This window comes from Pseudomonas sp. S3(2024) (genome assembly GCF_036861315.1).
Taxonomy (GTDB): domain Bacteria; phylum Pseudomonadota; class Gammaproteobacteria; order Pseudomonadales; family Pseudomonadaceae; genus Aquipseudomonas; species Aquipseudomonas putida_A.
In genome coordinates, this window is sequence record NZ_JAZAQQ010000003.1 from 337,355 (window position 1) to 357,120 (window position 19,766).

Below are 19,766 nucleotides of genomic sequence, written 5' to 3' on the forward strand. Positions count from 1 at the left end.
GCGGCTATGATGGGCCACGTTTTTTTGCTTACAACCTGGAGAATTCCATGAGCAGCGATCTTATCAAACACGTTAGCGACGCCAGCTTCGAAGCCGACGTACTCAAGGCCGAAGGCGCTGTACTGGTCGACTACTGGGCTGAATGGTGCGGCCCTTGCAAAATGATCGCTCCGGTTCTGGACGAGATTGCCGAGACTTACAAAGGCAAGCTGACCATCGCCAAACTGAACATTGACGAAAACCAGGAAACCCCGGCCAAGCACGGCGTGCGTGGTATCCCGACGCTGATGCTGTTCAAGAACGGCAACGTTGAAGCGACCAAGGTCGGCGCCCTGTCGAAGTCGCAACTGGCTGCTTTCCTCGACGCCAACATCTAAGCGTCGCAGTAAATCGCCGAAAAAAAGCCTCGCAATATGCGGGGCTTTTTGCGTATTCAGGGCTAGACGCTCCGAAACTCAGGTGGTACATTCGGCCCCGCACTGGTTTCTCCACTGCCCCCTGCTAGCCGTCGCCGACGCACTCCTTTTCGAACAAGTTCGCGATCCTGTCGCCTTCTCCGCGGCGCGGCCTCATTAAGCCAAAAGCTTAATTTCCCCCCTCCATAAATGATTACGTCATTCCTATATGAATCTGACTGAACTCAAGCAAAAGCCGATTACCGAACTGCTCGAATTGGCCGAACAGATGGGCATAGAAAATATGGCCCGTTCGCGCAAGCAGGACGTGATTTTCTCCCTGCTGAAAAAGCACGCGAAAAGCGGCGAGGAAATCTCCGGTGATGGCGTGCTGGAGATTCTCCAGGACGGCTTCGGCTTCCTGCGCTCCGCTGACGCTTCCTACCTCGCCGGCCCGGACGATATCTACGTCTCGCCGAGCCAGATCCGTCGTTTCAACTTGCGCACCGGTGACACCATCGTTGGCAAGATCCGCCCTCCGAAGGAAGGCGAGCGTTACTTCGCTCTGCTCAAGGTCGACACGATCAACTTCGATCGTCCGGAGAACGCGAAGAACAAGATTCTCTTCGAGAACCTGACCCCGCTGTTCCCGACCGTGCGCATGAAGATGGAAGCCGGCAACGGTTCCACCGAAGACTTGACCGGTCGTGTGATCGACCTGTGCGCCCCGATCGGCAAAGGCCAGCGTGGTCTGATCGTTGCACCGCCGAAAGCCGGCAAGACGATCATGCTGCAGAACATCGCGGCGAACATCGCCCGTAACAATCCTGAAGTTCACCTGATCGTGCTGTTGATCGACGAACGTCCGGAAGAAGTAACCGAAATGCAGCGCACCGTGCGCGGCGAAGTGGTTGCCTCGACCTTCGACGAACCGCCGACCCGTCACGTGCAGGTTGCCGAAATGGTGATCGAGAAGGCCAAGCGCCTGGTCGAACACAAGAAGGACGTGGTGATCCTGCTCGACTCCATCACCCGTCTGGCCCGTGCCTACAACACCGTGATCCCGAGCTCCGGCAAGGTGCTGACCGGTGGTGTCGATGCTCACGCCCTGGAGAAACCGAAGCGTTTCTTCGGTGCTGCGCGCAACATCGAAGAAGGCGGCTCGCTGACCATTATCGCCACCGCGCTGGTTGAAACCGGCTCGAAGATGGACGAAGTGATCTACGAAGAGTTCAAGGGTACCGGCAACATGGAACTGCCTCTGGACCGCAAGATTGCGGAAAAGCGCGTCTTCCCGGCCATCAATATCAACCGTTCCGGCACCCGCCGCGAAGAGTTGCTGACCGCCGACGACGAACTGCAGCGCATGTGGATCCTGCGCAAGCTGCTGCACCCGATGGACGAAGTGGCTGCCATCGAGTTCCTGGTCGACAAGCTGAAAACGACCAAGACCAACGACGAGTTCTTCCTGTCGATGAAGCGCAAGTAACATCGCCGGTTGAACCGATAAAAAGGGCGCCCCTTTGGGGGGCGCCTTTTTTTTGCATGAAATTTACCCCGGCAATGGGAGGTTCCTGATCTGGTAAGGTCTGTGATCGGGCAACCCACAAACAGCGCTCGGAGCCTCTGTGAATAAGGCTCGAGCTGTACAAAAAACAACCACCTGATTGGCATTAAAGATTTTATGAGCACACTCGCTTATCGAAGGGATATCGACGGCCTGCGAGCAGTCGCGGTGATCGCCGTGGTGCTGTTCCATTTTGGCGTCCCGGGGTTTACCGGCGGTTTTGTCGGCGTGGACGTGTTCTTCGTGATTTCCGGCTACCTCATCACCTCGATCATCTGGAATCAGCGTCAGGCTGGCCGTTTCAGCTTCGTCGAGTTCTGGGCGCGGCGTGCGCGGCGGATTCTGCCGGCGCTGTTCGCGATGATCATTGCGGTGCTGGCGGTGGGCTGGTTCCTGCTGGCGCCCAAGGACTACGAAGAGCTGGGGCGTTCTGTGCGCTATCAGGTGACGTTCGTCTCGAACATCCTGTTCATGCGTCAGGACGGCTACTTCGACGTTGCCTCTGACCTGAAACCGCTGTTGCACACGTGGTCACTGGCGGTGGAGGAGCAGTTCTACATCTTCTTCCCGCTGCTGCTGACGTTGCTCTCGAGCCGCCTGAAACACTGGCGGCTGGCGCTGTTCGGCGTGCTGCTGGTGTCGTTCGGGCTGAGTGTGTGGGCGATCCAGCATCATCCGGAGAAAGCCTTCTTCCTGCTGCCGATGCGCGCCTGGGAGTTGCTCGCCGGGGCGATGCTGGCGATTGCGCCGAAACACGCCTGGCGCTTGAAACCGCAGGCCGCCCAGGCCTTGAGCCTGCTCGGCATGGGGTTGATCCTGCTGGCGGTGTTTGCCTATGACAAGTCGACGCCGTTCCCGGGTGTCACCGCGTTGCTGCCGGTGCTGGGCGTGGTGCTGCTGATTCTGGCCAACGGTCATCGCGAAACGCTGGTTGGTCAATTGTTGAGCAGTCGGGTGATGGTCGGCCTCGGGCTGATCTCCTATTCCTGGTATTTGTGGCACTGGCCGGTATTCGTGTTTTCCAGCTACGCCAGTGTCGATGAGCCGGGCGCGCTCGACACGGCCGGGTTGATTCTGCTGACCCTGGTGCTGGGTTATCTGTCATGGAAGTTCGTCGAAACGCCGTTCCGTGAACGGCGCCTGCTCGCCGGTCGTCGGCAGATTCTGCTGGCCGGTTTCTGCGGGATCCTGGTGCTCGGTCTGGCCGGGCAATCGCTGCGCTGGACCGATGGCCTGCCATGGCGCTTGTCCGAGCAGGCGCTGCAATATGCCAAGGGCCGCGAGTGGCGGCCGGAGCTGATGGCATGTCTGGCGGACGACAAGACCCCTGACGACAAGCTGTTCTGCCATTACGGCGTGGCGGATCTGCCGACCCGCGCGATGGTCTGGGGCGACAGCCATGCCACGGCGCTGATCCCGGTGTTCGATGACGGTGCCAAAGCTCACGGTGTCAGCGTGATTCTGGCCAGTTCTCCAGGGTGCATTCCGGTCGATGGGCTGGAGCATGACGGGGTTTGCGCGCGCTTCAACAAGCGGGTCGAGCAGGGGCTGAAAACCCAGGCGATCAGCGATGTGGTGCTGGTCGCCCGCTGGAGCCTGTACCTGTACGGCGATGCCAAGGGTGATCTCGGGCATGTCTTGAGAACGCCAGACGGTCGTTACGATCGCGCCGAGGCCGAGCAGCGTTTTGCCGAAGGCCTGCGCACTCGCGTCGCACAATTGCGGGCAGCCGGGCATCGCGTATGGCTGGTGAAAGAGGCGCCGTTGCAGGCGTTCAGCCCGCCGTATCGGCTGACGCGGCTGGCGATGCTCGATCGTCCGGTGGATGACGTCGGACTGGCCGTCGAGGCGCACCACAAGCGTCAGGTGTTCATCAGTCAGTTGTTCGCGCAGTTGGCGCAGAATGATCCGGCGGTGCGCGTGGTCGATCCGGCGCCGCGACTGTGTGATGAAAACGGCCTGTGTCACGCCGAACTCGGCGGCTACTCGCTGTACACCGATGACAACCACCTGTCCGAAGTCGGTGCGCGGTTTGTGGCGCCGATCCTCGAGCCGCTGTTTATCGGACTGCAAGCCCGGGAAAACCTTGGCAAAGCGCAGACGAATGCAGCCAAGTAAGCAGCGACAGGCTGCCACAGGGCTGCATAGCAGGTAGGATGTACGCCTATTTTGAGGGTGCCATCGTCAATGAAATTCAAGGATCTTCGGGATTTCGTGCAGCAGCTTGAGCAGCGCGGAGAGTTGAAACGCATCCAGATTCCCGTCTCGCCGGTGCTGGAAATGACCGAGGTGTGCGACCGTACGCTGCGGGCCAAGGGCCCGGCGCTGCTGTTCGAGAAGCCGACCGGCTACGACATCCCGGTGCTCGGCAACCTGTTTGGCACCCCGGAGCGGGTGGCCATGGGCATGGGCGCCGAGTCGGTCAGCGAACTGCGCGAGATCGGCAAGCTGCTGGCTTTCCTCAAGGAGCCGGAGCCACCGAAGGGCTTGAAGGACGCGTGGTCGAAACTGCCGATCTTCCGCAAGATCATCTCGATGGCGCCCAAAGTCGTCAAAGACGCGGTGTGCCAGGAAGTGGTCATCGAAGGCGACGACGTCGACCTGGCGATGCTGCCGGTGCAGACCTGCTGGCCCGGCGACGTCGGCCCGCTGATCACCTGGGGCCTGACTGTCACCAAAGGCCCGAACAAGGACCGCCAGAACCTCGGTATCTACCGTCAGCAAGTGATCGGCCGCAACAAGGTGATCATGCGCTGGCTCAGCCACCGTGGCGGTGCGCTGGACTTCCGTGAGTGGTGCGAGAAGCATCCGGGCCAGCCATTCCCGGTCTCCGTGGCGCTGGGCGCCGACCCTGCGACCATCCTCGGCGCCGTGACGCCGGTGCCGGACAGTCTCTCCGAATACGCTTTCGCCGGCCTGTTGCGCGGTAACCGCACCGAGCTGGTCAAGTGCCGTGGCAACGACCTGCAAGTGCCGGCCACTGCCGAGATCATCCTCGAAGGCGTGATTCATCCGGGCGAAATGGCCGACGAAGGCCCGTACGGCGACCACACCGGTTACTACAACGAAGTCGACAGCTTCCCGGTGTTCACCGTCGAACGCATCACCCATCGGATCAAGCCGATCTATCACAGCACCTACACCGGCCGTCCACCGGATGAGCCGGCGATCCTTGGTGTGGCGCTGAACGAAGTGTTCGTGCCGATCCTGCAGAAGCAGTTCCCGGAGATCACCGATTTCTATCTGCCGCCCGAAGGCTGCTCGTACCGCATGGCCGTGGTGACGATGAAGAAGTCGTATCCGGGGCATGCCAAGCGCGTGATGCTCGGTGTCTGGTCGTTTTTGCGACAGTTCATGTACACCAAGTTCGTTATCGTCACTGACGACGATATCAACGCCCGGGACTGGAACGACGTGATCTGGGCCATCACCACGCGCATGGACCCCAAGCGCGACACAGTGATGATCGACAACACGCCGATCGACTACCTCGACTTCGCCTCGCCGGTGTCCGGCCTGGGCTCGAAAATGGGCCTGGATGCCACCCACAAGTGGCCGGGCGAAACCACTCGCGAGTGGGGCCGCGTAATCGTCAAGGACGACGCCGTCACCCAGCGGATCGATGCCATCTGGAATCAGTTAGGAATAGATTGATGCGTGTAACCCTGCAGCCCTCCGGAGCGGTGCTTGAGATACGGCCCGGCGAGCGGATTCTCGATGGTGCGCGGCGCCTGGGCTATGAATGTCCGCAAAGCTGTCGCAATGGCAATTGCCACGTGTGTGCGGCGCTGTTGGTGGAAGGCCGGGTCGAGCAGGCCGGCAAGGTGCACGACCACGGCGAGTTCTACACTTGCATAGCCGAGCCGCTGGAAGACTGCGTCCTGCTGTGGGATGGCGTGCTCGCGCTGGGAGAACTGCCGGTGCGCAGCCTGTCGTGTCAGGTCATCGAATGCCGGGATGTCGGTGGCGACACCTGGCGCGTGCGTCTGCGTGCGCCGGCCGGCAAGCCGCCGCGTTATCACGCCGGGCAGTACCTGATGATCGAGCGTGAAAACGGCGAGAAGTCGGCGTTCTCAATGGCCTCGGCGCCGCACGGCGGGCGCGATCTGGAAATCCACGTACTGGCCCGCGAAGCCAGTGCCCTGAGTCTGATCGAGCAACTGCAGCGCAACCCGCTGGTGCGCGTCGAATTGCCGTTCGGCGACACTCACCTCGCCGAGTTGCCCGACGGGCCGCTGGTGTTGATCGCCGCCGGTACCGGCATGGGCCAGATCCACAGCCTGATCGAACACTGCCGCGCCAACGGCTTCAAACACCCGGTGCATCTGTATTGGGGTGTACGCCGTCCGGAAGATTTCTACGAGATTGAACATTGGGACGAATGGTTGAAGCTGCCCAATCTGTTCCTGCACAAAGTCGTCAGCGACCAGTGCGGTTGGGAAGGGCGCTGCGGGATGTTGCACCAGGCCGTGTGTGAAGACTTCGCCGATCTGAAGTCCCTGCACGTCTACGCCAGCGGCTCGCCGGCGATGGTCTACGGCACGCTGGATGCGCTGGTGGAAGCCGGGATGGATGCGCACCAGATGCGCGCCGATGTATTTGCGTATGCGCCGCGCTCTTGAGCAGCGCGAATTGAGCCGAGCTCTTGCGTCCCGCGCCTGAGCCGCGCTTCTAGAAACGCACGCCGCTAGTCACCATCGCCGCATTGGCGCCGAGAAATACCAGCTCGGCGGCCAATGGGCCGTAGTGAGTCCCGACGGACGGAATGATCACCGGCGCAACGCCGTAGCGGTTCAAAGGAATCTTGTCCTTGTAATCACCGCGATAACCCTGCAACAGCCCACCCGTGAGTTTCAGATACAGCGGATATTCGCTGCTGTCATAGCGCTTGCCGACATAAGCATAGTTCGAACGCTGACGAAACGAATTGCGGAAAGTTGCCCCGCCAAATACCCAGCCGGAAGCCTGATTGCGTTCGATGCCGATCAAGTCCTGATGATTATTGTGTTCGGGGTCGGGCGAGTAATGTCGGGTGTAGACACTGGTCTGGGCATACCAGAAACCTTTGCCTTGCGCATCGTCCTCGGCCAATGCATGGCCGGCCTGAGTCATCAGTAATGCGGTCAATAGTCTCGGGATTTTCATTGAGCAGCCTCGGTTAAACGGGATGGCTTGCGCCAGAGGAAGGCCGTTATACGTAGGCGTTCAGCGACGGAGAAGAAAGAAAGTCCGACATTTTAGTAGGAAGTTTCCCGCGCCTTCATGAACGAAACCTGAACAAGCGAAGGCTTATGCATATTTCATTCGGGTATTTAAGATATTTCTGCAATGGTATTAGGCTATATAAAGCCGCATAGCCGGGGCTGATAACCCCCAGTAGCGCTATCGGGCAGGCCATACATCCTTTAGCACTTTTCGTTTTACAGTTACTGCTATATGTTCTATCCAGCGAATTGTGCTTACATCTTGTAATACTTGCGGGGCCGAACACTTCCGTCATGACAGCCATTGAATCTGCTTTTGTGAATCTGGCTTACCCTCCGCGGCTCGATCTGGGGCCGCAGCTGACCCACGAACAACTTCTCGTCTCGATGCAATCGACCATGGCGCGCCACAAGGGCGGCCCGGTGTGGCTGTTCGCCTACGGTTCGCTGATCTGGCGCCCGGAATGTACGGCGGTGGAGCGGGTGCGCGGACGAGTCCATGGCTACCATCGTGGCTTGTACCTGTGGTCGCATGAGCATCGCGGAACGCCGGAAATGCCCGGGCTGGTATTTGGTCTGGATCGCGGCGGTTCATGCAGCGGCTTCGCCTATCGGCTGCCGGAAGAGAACCTCGACGCTGCGCTGTACGCGCTGTGGAAACGCGAGATGCCGTTCCCGTCCTATCGCCCGCACTGGCTGAACTGCCGGCTCGAAGATGGCAGTCAGGTGCAGGCGTTGGGATTTGTTCTGGAGCGACACCTGCCCAGCTATGCCGGCAACTTGCCGGATCACGTGCTGAGCCAGGTGTTCGAAAGCGCTTGCGGGCGTTACGGCACCACTCGTGATTATGTCGAGCAGACCGCCCACGCCCTGCGCAGCCACGCCATGCCGGATCGAAATCTGGAGGCGCGGCTCAAGCGCTGTCAGTCAAAAGCCGATCAGGCGACGGCTTCGCGGCTCTGACTGGCGACTTGCTTGTGCCACAGGGTCGGGGCCAGGAAGGCCATCGACAGCAGGCAAGCGCCCACCAGCAGGACAAAACCACCGTTCCAGCCGAAGTGGTCAACGGTGTAGCCCATCGCCGCACTCGCCGCGACCGACCCCCCCAGATAGCCGAACAGACCGGTAAAGCCCGCTGCCGTACCGGCGGCTTTCTTCGGTGCCAGTTCCAGCGCCTGCAGGCCGATCAGCATCACCGGGCCATAGATCAGGAAGCCGATCGAGAACAGCGCGATCATGTCCACCGTCGGGTTGCCGGCCGGGTTCAGCCAGTACACCAGCGTCGCCACGGTCACCAGCGCCATGAACACCATGCCGGTCAGGCCACGATTGCCACGGAAGATCTTGTCCGACATCCAGCCGCACAGCAGCGTGCCCGGAATGCCCGCCCACTCGTAGAAGAAATAGGCCCACGAGGTTTTATCCACGGTGAAACCTTTGGCTTCTTTCAGGTAGGTCGGCGCCCAATCCAGTACGCCGTAGCGCAGCAGGTAAACGAACACGTTGGCCATGGCGATGTACCAGAGCATTTTGTTGCGCAGCACGTATTTGACGAAAATTTCCTTGGCGCTGAATTCGTCTTCGTGGCTGGCGTCGTAGCCTTCCGGGTAATCGTTCTTGTACTTCTCGATCGGCGGCAGGCCGACCGATTGCGGGGTGTCGCGCATGGTGATGAAGGCAAACACCGCCACGCCCAGCGCCACCGCTGCCGGAACGTAGAAGGCTGCGTGCCAGTCATTGAACAGGCCCATGCCGATCAGGAACAGCGGGCCGATCAGACCGCCACCGACGTTATGCGCCACGTTCCACACCGAAACCACGCCGCCACGTTCCTTCTGCGACCACCAGTGCACCATGGTGCGTCCGCTCGGCGGCCAGCCCATGCCTTGGGCCCAGCCGTTGATGAACAGCAGGATGAACATCATGGTCACGCTGGACGTCGCCCACGGCGCAAAACCGAAAATGAACATCACCCCGGCCGACACCAGCAGGCCGAACGGCAGGAAGTAACGCGGGTTGGAACGGTCGGACACCAGGCCCATCAGGAACTTCGACAGACCGTAGGCAATGGCGATGGCCGACATCGCCAGCCCCAGATCGCCACGGCTGTAGCCTTCGTCGATCAGGTACGGCATGGCCAGCGAGAAGTTTTTGCGCAGCAGGTAGTAACCCGCGTAGCCAAAGAAGATACCGGCGAAGATCTGCCAGCGCAGGCGTCGGTAAGTACTGTCTATTTTTTCTTCAGGCAATGGAGCCTGATGTGCGGCAGGACGAAAGAAAGCAAACATTCAAGAGCTCCAGATTTCTTGTTTTGACTGCGGATGCGAATGTTACAGTTTCGTTACCGAAAATAGCACCGGTTCGCATTGGCAAAATAGGGGAAATGTTGGAATTCGCGCGTTCTTTTACGAACCTGTCGCTCAGCTGTAAGAACAGGGCGTTTTCACCACTTATCTACATGGAGTGACTTAGACTCGCGGCCCGTTCAGCCGATTGATCAGCCGAGATAAGCAATGTCACTGAAGGTTCGCATGTTGGTGCCGAGATTTTTGGTGGCAGCGGGACTTGCCGTCGTGTTGCTGACATTGATCGTCACCGATCATCCTTCTCATTCCGGTCTGCGCAACGCCACGGTGCTGATCATTCGGCATGCGGAAAAACCGGATACAGGATCGGTGCTCAATGCCCGAGGCGAGCAACGCGCCGCCGCCTACGTCGACTATTTCAATCCGCTGAAACTCGACGGCCAGACGTTCACCCCCCAGCGTTTGATCGCTGCCGGCGATACCCCGGAAAGTTCGCGTTCACGCCTGACCCTGACCCCGCTGGCCCAGCGCTTGAACCTTGCGATCGAGCAGCCCTACGTCAATGGCGACCTGCATCAACTGGTCAAACTGTTGCGCAAGAGCAATCAGGCGCAGACGGTGCTGATTGCCTGGCACCACGGCCATATCAATAAACTGCTCAAAGCCTTTGGCGGTGACCCCACAGCCCTGATGGGCCAGGAAAAATGGCCGGATGAGGTCTTTGACTGGCTGATCGTCCTGCGCTTCGACGACAAGGGTCGGCTGATTCCGTCGCGCAGTCTGAAGGTGCAGGAGCACCTGTTGCCGGGCGACGCGGCACCATCGCCCGGCGGCTGAAACGGACTACGGTTTCAGCGCACCTGCACCACCACCTTGCCCACCGCCTTGCGCTGCCCCAGATCGTTGATCGCCTGCGCCGCATTGCTCAACGGATACACCTGTGACACCAGCGGTTTCAACTTGCCCTCGGCGAACCAGCCGAACAGTTGCTGGAAGTTCGCCGCGTTGTCCTGCGGCTGGCGCTGGGCGAAGGAGCCCCAGAACACGCCGAGTACCGCGGCGCCCTTGAGCAGCGCGAGGTTGACCGGCAGTTCGGGAATGCGACCGCTGGCGAAGCCGACCACCAGCAGGCGACCGTTCCAGGCGATGGCGCGGATGGCCTGGTCAAACAGGTCGCCGCCGACCGGGTCGTAGATCACGTCGGCGCCCTGGCCGTCGGTGAGGCGTTTGATTTCGTCCTTGAGGCTGGTTTCGCTGTAGTTGATCAGTTCATCGGCACCGGCGGCCTTGGCCACGGCGAGTTTCTCTGCACTGCTGGCGGCGGCAATGACCCGGGCATCCATGGCTTTACCGATTTCCACCGCCGCCAGACCGACGCCACCGGAAGCGCCGAGCACCAGCAGGGTCTCGCCCGGTTGCAGGTTGGCCCGTTGCTTGAGGGCGTGCATCGAAGTGCCGTAGGTCATGCTGAACGCGGCGGCGGTGTTGAAATCCATCGACGGCGGGATCGGCAGCACGTTGTAACCCGGCACCGCGACCTGTTCGGCGAAGCTGCCCCAACCGGTCAGGGCCATGACCCGGTCGCCGACTTTCAGGTGGCTGACTTTCTCACCGACGGCGCTGACCACGCCGGCCGCTTCGCCCCCCGGCGAAAACGGGAAGGGCGGCTTGAACTGATACTTGCCCTCGATGATCAGCGTGTCCGGGAAGTTGACCCCGGCGGCGTGCACCTCCAGCAGGATTTCGTTCTTCTTCGCGACAGGACTGGCGACGTCTTCCAGCACCAGCGATTCGGCAGGGCCGAAGGCTTTGCACAGCACGGCTTTCATCAGGGCTATTCCTTTGGGAGTGATGGCCGATAAGTGTAGGTGTGTCAGTCAACGGGTCAACGAGCATGCCCGGCCCTGATAGTCAGCCATAAGCTTGTGCTTGCGCGGCGGGTCGTTATGCTAGGCCGCAAACCGGATAAGGAGCGAATTGTGAAAGCGTGGATCATGTTGTTGCTGGCCCTGTCTCTGCCTGTGGCAGCGCTGGCCGAAGAAGCCAAAGAAGGCGAGGCGCCGAAGGTCAACTACATCACCCTGAGCCCGCCGTTCGTGGGCAACTACGGGCTGGACGGCACACCGAAGCTCAAGGTCTACAAGGCCGATGTGGCGCTGCGTGTGACGGGCGAAGAGGCGACCAAACTGGTCAAGGCCAACGAGCCGCTGATTCGCAATCAACTGGTGGCGCTGTTCACTCAGCAGACCACCGAGGCGATGGGCAGCATCGAAGGCAAGGAAAAGCTGCGTCAGGAAGCCCTGAAGCAGACCCAGCAAGTGATGAATGACGAGACCGGCAAGCCGGTGGTTGAAGATCTGTTGTTCAACAACCTGATCATTCAATAACCATGCTGGCCGCTGTTCAGGACGCCAGGCTTTTGCGAAAGCGCGCCAGGGCGATAACGAAGAACAGCAGGCCGATGGCCGTCAGCGCCAGCAAGTCCGGCCAGACCACGCTCAGCCCGGCATCGCGAAACAGAATCGCGGCGCTGAGGCTGACGAAATGCGTGGACGGCGAGCCCTGCATCACCCATTGCAGCCACTGCGGCATGCTGTCCAATGGCGTGCTGCCTCCCGACAGCAGCAACATCGGGATGATCACCGGAATTGCCAGCAGGCCGAACTGCGGCGTCGAGCGCGCCAGCGTCGCCAGAAAGATACCCAACGCGGTACTGGCAAACAGATAAACCGCAGTCACCAGCAAAAACAGGCTCATCGAGCCGGCCAACGGCACACCCAGCAGGCCTTTGACCACCACTTCCAGCGACAGCCAGGTGCACAGCACCACCACCAGTAGGTTGCTCCAGATTTTCGCCAGCATGATTTCCAGCGCCGTCAGCGGCAGCACCAGCAAATGGTCGAGCGTGCCGTGTTCGCGTTCGCGCAGCAGCGCCGTGCCGGTGAGGATGATCGCCAGAATGGTGATGTTGTTGACGATCTGAATTACCGCCAGAAACCAGCCCCCTTCCAGATTGGTGTTGAACAGCGCGCGGGTGGTCAGTTGCACGGGTACCTTGGCCGCTGCACCGCCCTGACCGGCATAGTCGAGCAGTTCGCGCTGGAAGATCCGGCTGATGTAGCCGGCGCCCATGAACGCCTGGCTCATGGCCGTGGCATCGACGTTGACCTGAATCGCCGGTTGCCGCGCCGCCAGCAGGTCGGTTTGAAAGCCCGCCGGAATATTGATCACGAAGGTGTACTGGCCGCTGTCCATCACTTGGTCCAGCTGCGCATAAGGCAACAACACCGGCGTCTGGAATTCCGGCGGCTGCAGGGCCTGGGCCAGCTGGCGCGAAAGAGCGCTGTGGTCTTCGTCGACGATCGCCACGCTGGCGTTGTGCACGCCGATCACCGAACCGGCGGCGGGCATGTAAATGGCCACAGTGAAGGCGTAGAACAGGAACAGCAGCAACACGCTGTCATGGCGCAGGCTGGTCAGTTCCTTAAGTCCCAGGCGCAGGATGTGCGCGAACTTGTGCATCAGGCCTCCTGCTTTTTCAGCATGATCAGGCTCAGCCCGGTGAACCCGACAAAGAACCCGAACAGCGCCAGGCACTGTGGCCACAGCTGACGCAAGTCCAGCGCCTTGGTGAACGTACCCACCGCGATGTCGAGGAAGTGCCCCGCCGGAAACAGCATGCCCATAATCGCTGCCGCGCCCTCCAGTGAAGAGCGCGGCACGATCAGCCCGGAGAACTGGATGGTCGGCAGGCTGGTGATGATCATGGTGCCGAGGATCGCGGCAATTTGCGTGCGGGTGAACGCCGAGATCAGCAGGCCCATGCTGGTGGTCGCCAACACGTACAGCAGGCCGCCGAACGCCAGCGTCAGCAGGCTGCCCTTGAACGGCACGCCGAACAGCCAGCGATTCATCGCCACCAGCAACGCGAGATTGACCAGGCTGATCAGCAGATACGGCGCCTGTTTGCCCAGCAGAAACTCGAGGCGGGTCAGGGGCGTGGCGTAGAAGTTGGTGATCGAGCCCAGCTCTTTTTCGCGGACGATGCCGAGCGCCGTGAGCATCGCCGGAATGAACGCCAGAATCAGCGCCATGACCCCGGGGCCGATGGCGTTGACGCTGACCACGTCCTGGTTGTAGCGAAAGCGGGTTTCCAGGCTGGCGGCCGCCGGGTGGGCCAGCGCCGGGCTACTTTGTTCGGCCAACTGTTGCAGATTGCCCATGTGTACGGCTTCAACATAATTGCGGCTGGTTTCGGCGCGAAACGGCATGCCGCCATCCAGCCACGCCGCCACAGCGGGTTGGCGCCCGGCGTACAGATCGCGGCCGAATCCGGGGGGAATCTCAAGCGCCAGTTTGATTTCCGAGCGTTGCAGGCGCCGGTGCAGTTCCTGCGGGTCATGAATGGCCGGCTGTTCGTCGAAGTACCGGGAGCCGCGAAACGCCTCCAGATAAGCTCGGCTCTGCGGCGTCTGATCCTGGTCGTACACGGCAAACGCGAGGTTTTCCACGTCCAGCGAGATGCCGTAACCGAAGATCACCATCATGAGAATCGCCCCGGCCAAGGCGAACGCCATGCGCACTTTATCGCGCAACAGCTCCTTGCCTTCGCGACTGGCCACGGCCAACAGGCGACCGAGGCTGAAACCGTGACGGGGCAGCGGTGTTGTCGCTGCGCTCGGCGACGCCATTTGCGGTTCGGCCACAGGCGCTGATGGCTGAGCGCCCTGAGCCTGTTCCAGGCAAGTGACGAAGGCCGCTTCCAGCGTCTCTCCCGCAAACTGGCGTTGCAGCGCCGCCGGGGTGTCGCAGGCGAGGACCTTGCCGGCGTGCATCAGCGAGATGCGGTCGCAGCGCTGCGCTTCGTTCATGAAGTGCGTGGAGAGGAAGATCGTCACGCCCTGTTCGCGGGACAACTCGATCAACAGCCGCCAGAAGTCATCACGGGCTGCCGGATCGACGCCGGAAGTCGGCTCATCGAGAATCAGCACCTCCGGGCGGTGCAGCACCGCCACCGCCAGTGACAGACGCTGGCGCAGCCCCAATGGCAATGCCCCGGATGGCTGGTCGGCGACCGCGAGCAGATTGAAGCGCTGAATCAATGCCTCGATGCGTTGTGCACTCTCGGTTTTTGGCAGATCGAACAGTCGCGCGTGCAGTTCGAGGTTCTGCCGCACACTGAGTTCGCCATACAACGAAAAACTCTGCGACATGAAGCCAACCCGCTTGCGCGTGGCCAGATCCTTGGCGTTCACCGGGTTGCCGAGCAGCGTTGCACTGCCTTCGCTGGCCGGCATCAAACCGGTCAGGACTTTCATGGTGGTGGTCTTGCCGCAGCCGTTGGAGCCAAGAAAGCCGAAAATCTCGCCACGCCCAATGGCAAAACTGACGTGATCCACAGCGGTGAAATCGCCGAAGCGCAGCGTCAGGTCGTGGGCTTCGATGGCGATGTCGCTGCTGTTGCCGGTGCGCGGTGGAATCACCAGCGGCTGAGCGTCATGCTGGCTGTCACCCTGAAAATGGGTGAAGGCGTCATCGAGTTTGCCGCTGGGGGTGACGTTCGCCAGTTCGCGGCTCAGGCCGGTGGCGATCAACTTGCCGGCATCGAGCATCAGGCAATGCTCGAACTGCTCGGCTTCTTCCATATAGGCCGTGGCGACCAGCAGCGTCAGTTGCGGGCGCTGGCGTCGCACATCGTCGACCAACTCCCAGAAGCGCCGGCGCGAGAGCGGGTCGACGCCGGTGGTCGGCTCATCGAGGATCAGCAGATCCGGTTCATGGATCAGCGCGCAGCACAGCCCGAGTTTCTGCTTCATGCCGCCGGACAACTTGCCGGCGGGGCGCTCGGCGAACTTCAGCAGATCCGTGGCGAGCAACAGGCTGTGCATGCGCTGCTCGCTTTCAGCCTTGGACAGGCCGAACAGCGTCGAAAAGAACTGGATGTTTTCGCGGATCGACAGCTCGGGGTACAAGTTGCCGCCCAGCCCCTGCGGCATGAAGGCGATGCGCGCATAGAGTGTGTCGCGATGCCGGCGCTCCTCGATCGCGCCACCGAGCACCTCCAGTTGCCCTTGCTGCAAGGTCTTCACGCCGGCAATCAACCCCAGCAGGCTGGATTTGCCGGCGCCATCGGGGCCGATCAGCCCGCAGCGGGTACCGGCGGGCAGGCTGAAGCTGATATCGCTCAGCGCTTGCTGTTTGCCGTAGCGGTGCGCGATACCGTTCGCTTGAACCGCAAGGCCGCTCATTGCAGATTGGCCGGCCATTCGACGGGCGCGATCCGCACGTAGCCGGCCCCGGGCATGCCGGGTTTGGCCTGCGGCACGGCGCTGGGCTGAACCAGGCGCAGCTTGACGCGGAACACCAGTTTTTGCCGCTCGTCGCGGGTTTCGACCTCTTTGGGAGTGAACTGCGATTTGGCTGCGACGAAGCTGATTTTTGCCGGCAGCGGGTTATCGGGCAAGGCATCGAGCAGCACGCGAGCGTCATCGCCCACCGCCAGGCGCCCAGCCACCGCGGCTGACAGATAGAGGTTCATGTACTGGTCGTTGGGATCGATCAGCAACAGCACGCGACCACCGGCCCCCAGCACTTCGCCGGGTTCGGCCATGCGCAGCTGAATCACGCCATCAATCGGCGCGCGCAGACTGCTGTCGTCAATCTCGCTGGTCAACTGTGCGACTTGAGCCTGTGCCGCGCCAATCGCCGCACTGACAGCAGACACCTGGGCCCGGGCGGCGACAACGGCGGCATTACCGGTGCCGATACGTGACTGCAGCTGATCGATGATCTGCGCGCTGACATAACCGTGCTTGAACAGTGATTGCGAACGCCCGAGCTCTTGCTGGGCCAGCAGCAGTTCACTCTGGCGCAACTGCACGTTGGCCTGAGCGGCGTTGAGATTCTCCCGGGCGCGCAACACTTCGGCTTCGGCCTGATTACGCTGGGCTTCAAGGGTGCGGGTGTCCATGCGCGCCAGCAGTTGCCCTTTACTGACCTTGTCGCCTTCATCCACAAGCACCTCGGCGAGGCGCCCGGGAGTCTTGCTGGCGATCTGCACTTCGGTGGCTTCCAGCCGCCCGTTGCCCATCGACAGTCCTTCGACCAGGCGGCTGCTGATGGACATCCAGTAACCGAGTCCGCCAGCGATGGCGAGTAATACCAAGAGCGAACCGGCGTATAGAAGTGAAGAACGGCTGTGCGTCGACATGGGGGCATCCTGCGGCAGTGGCTTGCAGTCTGACTGTTCAAGCGTTCCATTCGCTTGATGTCAGTCAAATGAGCGCCAAGCCTAGCCCCTTTTGTCGGTAAAAACCGTGACCGGCGAGTTCTCAGCGCAAACCGAGTACCGCGACCCACTGTTCGGCCGTCACCGGCATGACCGACAGGCGACTGCCTTTCTGCACCAGCGGCATTTCGGCCAGCGCAGTCTGCTGTTTCAGGTAATCGAGCTTCAGCACCCGGGCAAACGTCTCGACGTGTGCCACATCAATCGCACTCCAGGCGTTTTTCTCGGGTGTGGCCTTCGGGTCGAAGTAATGGCTCTCGGGTTCCAGTGCGGTGGGATCCGGGTACGCCGCCTCGATTATTTTGCCGATTCCGGCGATACCCGGCTCCGGGCAACTGGAGTGGTAGAAAAAGAACTCATCGCCCACCGCCATCGCCCGCAGGAAGTTACGCGCCTGATAGTTGCGAACCCCGTCCCAGCGCGCTTTGCCGAGTTTCTCCAGATCCTTGATCGAGAGTTCGTCAGGCTCGGATTTCATCAGCCAATAGGCCATGTCTTTTGCTCCTCAAGCGGTGATTGGGCAGGTTGTCGGGCAATTTTATGACAAACCGACGGTCGGTTGACGTCAGCATTTGCGCCCGGGTTCACGTTGTCGCAAAATGCCGGCCTTTAAAGCTTGACGCTGCTGCACGGCCTACGAACGGAAACCGCTGCTGTCATCGTGATGATGTGCCTTGAGGGGGGCAATCGATGAAACGCAAACCGGATTTGCTATGGACTTTGGTTATTTTGTTCGGCCTTGGCGTCGTGACCACCGGTTACGCGCAAAGTCTGTGGACGAGCAAGACCGATGCTCCGGTTGAAGTCGCGCAACAGGTCCAACAGTCGACCGCCTTCAAACGCTGAAACTGCCTTCCCGACGCCGCTGATCTGCGCGGCGTCTATCCTGCGAAATACCACGCCTTATCGGTGACCGTGCCTTGCAACGGTACATCCCAGCTTGCCTGCGCCAGGCGTTCGACCTTCTGACATTCATGGGCCAGGCCCAGCAACGTCGGCTTGCGCCAGTTCTTGCGCCGGGCCAGGTACGCCAGACTGCGGTCGTAGAATCCGCCGCCCATCCCCAGGCGTCCGCCAACATCGTCAAACCCCACCAGTGGCAACAGCACCAGATCCAGGGTCCAGATCTTGCGCTGACGAGCCAGATTGGCCCGAGGCTCAAGAATACGGAAGCGATTGGGCTTGAGCTTGTCGCCGGGGCGAATTCGCTGGAACACCATTTTGGTTCGCGGCCAGGCGCTTAGCACCGGCAGATACGTGGCTTTGCCGCGGCGCTGGGCTTCACGCAGCAGCAGGCGCGGGTCGATTTCACCGTCGGTGGGCAGATAAAGCGAAATATGTCGGGCCCGGCGGAAGTGCGGGTCTTGCGCCAGTTGGCGGAACAGGCCTTTGGCGGCTTGTCGTTGTTCAGCGGGAGTCAGTGAGCGGCGCGCCTTGCGCAGCAGGCGGCGGAGTTGCGGGCGGGGCAGCAGCGCAGGTTCGGTCATGGTTCGGCTTCGGCAGGTGAGGGCGAAAACGCACGCATAAAAAATCCGATGCCGGCAAAAAACCGGCATCGGATTCGAATCAGGCTCCCCGGATGAACCGCTGTCAACTTAGCCCTTGAACCCGAAAGTTCAAGGTGGAGGATGCAGTAGACTTTAAGGCTTTCCGTCTGGCGGACATGCACACCAGCCCAACGTGCAACCTCCAGGGTAGTGCAAATCGGCTCAGGGACATCGTCAACTGGCAAGCACCCCAGGGAGTGCCGCGAGTATACCTCAAGCGGCCTGGCGAATCAGCCCTTGCTGATGTCCGGATCGTCCGCCAGCACCAGATCGACACGATCGAGCAAGTCGCGCACCTGTTCACGGGTCGAGCCGCTGGCCTGGATATCCGGGCGCTCTTCTTTGTGCAAGAGGTCGTGGGTGATGTTCAGCGCGGCCATTACCGCAATACGGTCGGCGCCGATGACTTTGCCGCTGCTGCGGATCTCGCGCATCTTGCCGTCCAGGTAGCGGGCGGCGCTGACCAGATTGCTGCGTTCTTCCTGGGGGCAGATGATCGAATATTCTTTGTCGAGGATCTGCACGGTAACGCTATTGCTTGAACTCATGAGTCTTGCTCCAGGGCCTTGAGGCGCGAAATCATCGATTCGACCTTATGCCGGGCGATTTCGTTTTTTTCAATGAGGTGAGCGCGTTCCTCGCGCCAGGTCTTTTCCTGAGCTAGTAAGAGTGCGTTTTGACTCTTTAGTTGCTCGACTCGGCTAATCAGCTTTTCGAGTCTGGCCATCAGCGCTTGCAGGTCGGTGTCTTCCATTGTGTCCACTGAATTCATCTGATGGGCGGCAGGCGCCTGGCTGGCGGACAGCCTTTAATAGTCTTGGCGAGTCTGTCGATGTAGGATACAAGGCCTTCATTCTAGACATAGCGCCGTCTGGCGCCTAGCTGCCCATGACCATTGCGAATTCCCCGTACCAAGCCTTTGCCACTCTGCTGACTGCCAGCGGCCACAACGTCTCGCCTGCCGAACTGCACGGCCTGCTGCTCGGCCGCAGCTGCGCCGGTGCCGGCTTCAACGCCGACGAGTGGCTGATCGATGCTGCCGAACTTCTGGAAAACGAGCCACAGGACAACGTCCGCAACGCCCTGATCGGCCTGCAAGAGATGGTCAAGGGTGAGTTGACCGGTGACGACGTCACCGTCGTTCTGCTGCTGCCGACTGATGACGCACCACTGGCCGAGCGGGCTGCCGCGCTGGGCGAATGGTGCCAGGGCTTCCTCAGCGGTTTCGGCTTGAACTGCCGCGACAGCAGCATGCTCAGCACCGAAGCCACCGAAGTGCTGCAGGATCTGGCGGCGATCTCCCAGGTGCAAGACGCTCTGGAAGAATCCGAAGACGGCGAAAGCGACTACATGGAAGTCATGGAATACCTGCGCGTCGCGCCGCTGCTGCTGTTCTCGGAAACCAAGAAAGCCGACGTGCCGCCAGCCGCCAAGCCGTCGCTGCATTAATCGCGTGCCA

At 60.9% G+C, this 19,766-nt stretch carries 20 protein-coding genes and 1 other RNA gene; 10 read left to right on the plus strand and 11 right to left on the minus strand.

Annotation, left to right across the window (positions count from 1 at the left end):
- Positions 1-47 precede the first annotated feature (47 nt).
- The 5 genes from trxA (at position 48) to VLA07_RS10745 (ending at position 6,584) form a co-directional block, all read left to right on the plus strand.
- A complete protein-coding gene (gene trxA, locus VLA07_RS10725) occupies positions 48-377 on the plus strand; it encodes a thioredoxin TrxA (RefSeq protein ID WP_003177349.1) in 330 nt (109 codons plus the stop codon).
- Positions 378-624: 247 nt separating this feature from the next.
- A complete protein-coding gene (gene rho / locus VLA07_RS10730) occupies positions 625-1,884 on the plus strand; it encodes a transcription termination factor Rho (RefSeq protein WP_003229334.1) in 1,260 nt (419 codons plus the stop codon).
- Between the two features lie 195 nt (positions 1,885-2,079).
- Positions 2,080-4,080: an acyltransferase family protein gene (locus VLA07_RS10735; protein ID WP_333989214.1), complete on the plus strand. Its 2,001-nt coding sequence runs from the start codon at positions 2,080-2,082 to the stop codon at positions 4,078-4,080.
- Between the two features lie 69 nt (positions 4,081-4,149).
- Entirely contained in the window at positions 4,150-5,616 is a 1,467-nt protein-coding gene (gene ubiD / locus VLA07_RS10740) for a 4-hydroxy-3-polyprenylbenzoate decarboxylase (RefSeq protein ID WP_003229330.1), read from the plus strand.
- The gene (locus tag VLA07_RS10745) at positions 5,616-6,584 is read left to right on the plus strand and encodes a CDP-6-deoxy-delta-3,4-glucoseen reductase (RefSeq protein WP_225136734.1); all 969 of its coding nucleotides are present in this window, start codon (positions 5,616-5,618) and stop codon (positions 6,582-6,584) included. The genes ubiD and VLA07_RS10745 overlap by 1 nt, the downstream gene beginning before the upstream one ends.
- A gap of 49 nt (positions 6,585-6,633) precedes the next feature.
- On the opposite strand, the gene VLA07_RS10750 is transcribed toward VLA07_RS10745, so the two are convergent.
- Entirely contained in the window at positions 6,634-7,107 is a 474-nt protein-coding gene (locus VLA07_RS10750; RefSeq protein ID WP_333989215.1) for a sn-glycerol-3-phosphate transporter, read from the minus strand.
- Positions 7,108-7,460: 353 nt separating this feature from the next.
- Here VLA07_RS10750 and VLA07_RS10755 point away from each other — a divergent pair, with 353 nt between their 5' ends.
- The gene (locus tag VLA07_RS10755; RefSeq protein ID WP_047596692.1) at positions 7,461-8,129 is read left to right on the plus strand and encodes a gamma-glutamylcyclotransferase; all 669 of its coding nucleotides are present in this window, start codon (positions 7,461-7,463) and stop codon (positions 8,127-8,129) included.
- Here VLA07_RS10755 and glpT read toward each other — a convergent pair.
- Positions 8,105-9,454, minus strand: coding sequence for a glycerol-3-phosphate transporter (gene glpT / locus VLA07_RS10760; protein ID WP_027610481.1), 1,350 nt, complete (start codon positions 9,452-9,454; stop codon positions 8,105-8,107). The two genes, VLA07_RS10755 and glpT, sit on opposite strands and share 25 nt — an antisense overlap.
- Positions 9,455-9,679: 225 nt before the next feature.
- Here glpT and VLA07_RS10765 point away from each other — a divergent pair, with 225 nt between their 5' ends.
- Positions 9,680-10,309, plus strand: coding sequence for a flagellar basal body-associated protein FliL (locus VLA07_RS10765; protein ID WP_333989216.1), 630 nt, complete (start codon positions 9,680-9,682; stop codon positions 10,307-10,309).
- 14 nt (positions 10,310-10,323) lie between these two features.
- On the opposite strand, the gene VLA07_RS10770 is transcribed toward VLA07_RS10765, so the two are convergent.
- Positions 10,324-11,301 (minus strand): NADPH:quinone oxidoreductase family protein, encoded by a 978-nt coding sequence (locus tag VLA07_RS10770; RefSeq protein ID WP_247267238.1) that lies wholly within the window; start codon positions 11,299-11,301, stop codon positions 10,324-10,326.
- 150 nt (positions 11,302-11,451) lie between these two features.
- Between VLA07_RS10770 and VLA07_RS10775 the strand changes: the two genes are divergently transcribed.
- On the plus strand, positions 11,452-11,859 hold the full coding sequence (locus tag VLA07_RS10775) for a flagellar basal body-associated protein FliL (RefSeq protein WP_027610485.1): 408 nt from the start codon (positions 11,452-11,454) through the stop codon (positions 11,857-11,859).
- Positions 11,860-11,875: 16 nt separating this feature from the next.
- Here VLA07_RS10775 and VLA07_RS10780 read toward each other — a convergent pair whose 3' ends face one another.
- The 4 genes from VLA07_RS10780 to VLA07_RS10795 all read right to left on the minus strand — a co-directional run bounded on the left by VLA07_RS10780 (position 11,876) and on the right by VLA07_RS10795 (position 17,253).
- Positions 11,876-12,994 carry an ABC transporter permease gene (locus VLA07_RS10780; protein WP_333989217.1) on the minus strand — a complete coding sequence of 373 codons (1,119 nt, stop codon included), beginning with the start codon at positions 12,992-12,994 and terminating at the stop codon, positions 11,876-11,878.
- A complete protein-coding gene (gene rbbA / locus VLA07_RS10785; protein ID WP_333989218.1) occupies positions 12,994-15,720 on the minus strand; it encodes a ribosome-associated ATPase/putative transporter RbbA in 2,727 nt (908 codons plus the stop codon). The genes VLA07_RS10780 and rbbA overlap by 1 nt, the downstream gene beginning before the upstream one ends.
- Positions 15,717-16,682, minus strand: a complete 966-nt coding sequence (locus VLA07_RS10790; protein ID WP_333989219.1) for an HlyD family secretion protein — start codon at positions 16,680-16,682, stop codon at positions 15,717-15,719. The genes rbbA and VLA07_RS10790 overlap by 4 nt, the downstream gene beginning before the upstream one ends.
- Before the next feature lie 121 nt (positions 16,683-16,803).
- Positions 16,804-17,253 carry an EVE domain-containing protein gene (locus VLA07_RS10795; RefSeq protein WP_183782975.1) on the minus strand — a complete coding sequence of 150 codons (450 nt, stop codon included), beginning with the start codon at positions 17,251-17,253 and terminating at the stop codon, positions 16,804-16,806.
- 197 nt (positions 17,254-17,450) lie between these two features.
- On the opposite strand from VLA07_RS10795, the gene VLA07_RS10800 reads away from it, so the two are divergent.
- Entirely contained in the window at positions 17,451-17,606 is a 156-nt protein-coding gene (locus VLA07_RS10800) for a hypothetical protein (RefSeq protein WP_003229308.1), read from the plus strand.
- Between the two features lie 35 nt (positions 17,607-17,641).
- On the opposite strand, the gene VLA07_RS10805 is transcribed toward VLA07_RS10800, so the two are convergent.
- The 4 genes from VLA07_RS10805 to VLA07_RS10820 form a co-directional block, all read right to left on the minus strand.
- On the minus strand, positions 17,642-18,247 hold the full coding sequence (locus tag VLA07_RS10805) for a 5-formyltetrahydrofolate cyclo-ligase (RefSeq protein WP_027610490.1): 606 nt from the start codon (positions 18,245-18,247) through the stop codon (positions 17,642-17,644).
- Between the two features lie 81 nt (positions 18,248-18,328).
- A non-coding RNA gene (gene ssrS, locus VLA07_RS10810) (6S RNA) lies at positions 18,329-18,507 on the minus strand.
- Positions 18,508-18,537: 30 nt separating this feature from the next.
- On the minus strand, positions 18,538-18,855 hold the full coding sequence (locus VLA07_RS10815; protein ID WP_007967943.1) for a cell division protein ZapA: 318 nt from the start codon (positions 18,853-18,855) through the stop codon (positions 18,538-18,540).
- Positions 18,852-19,061, minus strand: a complete 210-nt coding sequence (locus VLA07_RS10820) for a TIGR02449 family protein (RefSeq protein WP_333989220.1) — start codon at positions 19,059-19,061, stop codon at positions 18,852-18,854. Before VLA07_RS10820 ends, VLA07_RS10815 begins: the two co-directional genes overlap by 4 nt.
- A gap of 134 nt (positions 19,062-19,195) precedes the next feature.
- Between VLA07_RS10820 and VLA07_RS10825 the strand changes: the two genes are divergently transcribed.
- Positions 19,196-19,756 (plus strand): YecA/YgfB family protein, encoded by a 561-nt coding sequence (locus tag VLA07_RS10825; RefSeq protein ID WP_333989221.1) that lies wholly within the window; start codon positions 19,196-19,198, stop codon positions 19,754-19,756.
- The last annotated feature ends 10 nt before the right edge of the window (positions 19,757-19,766 follow it).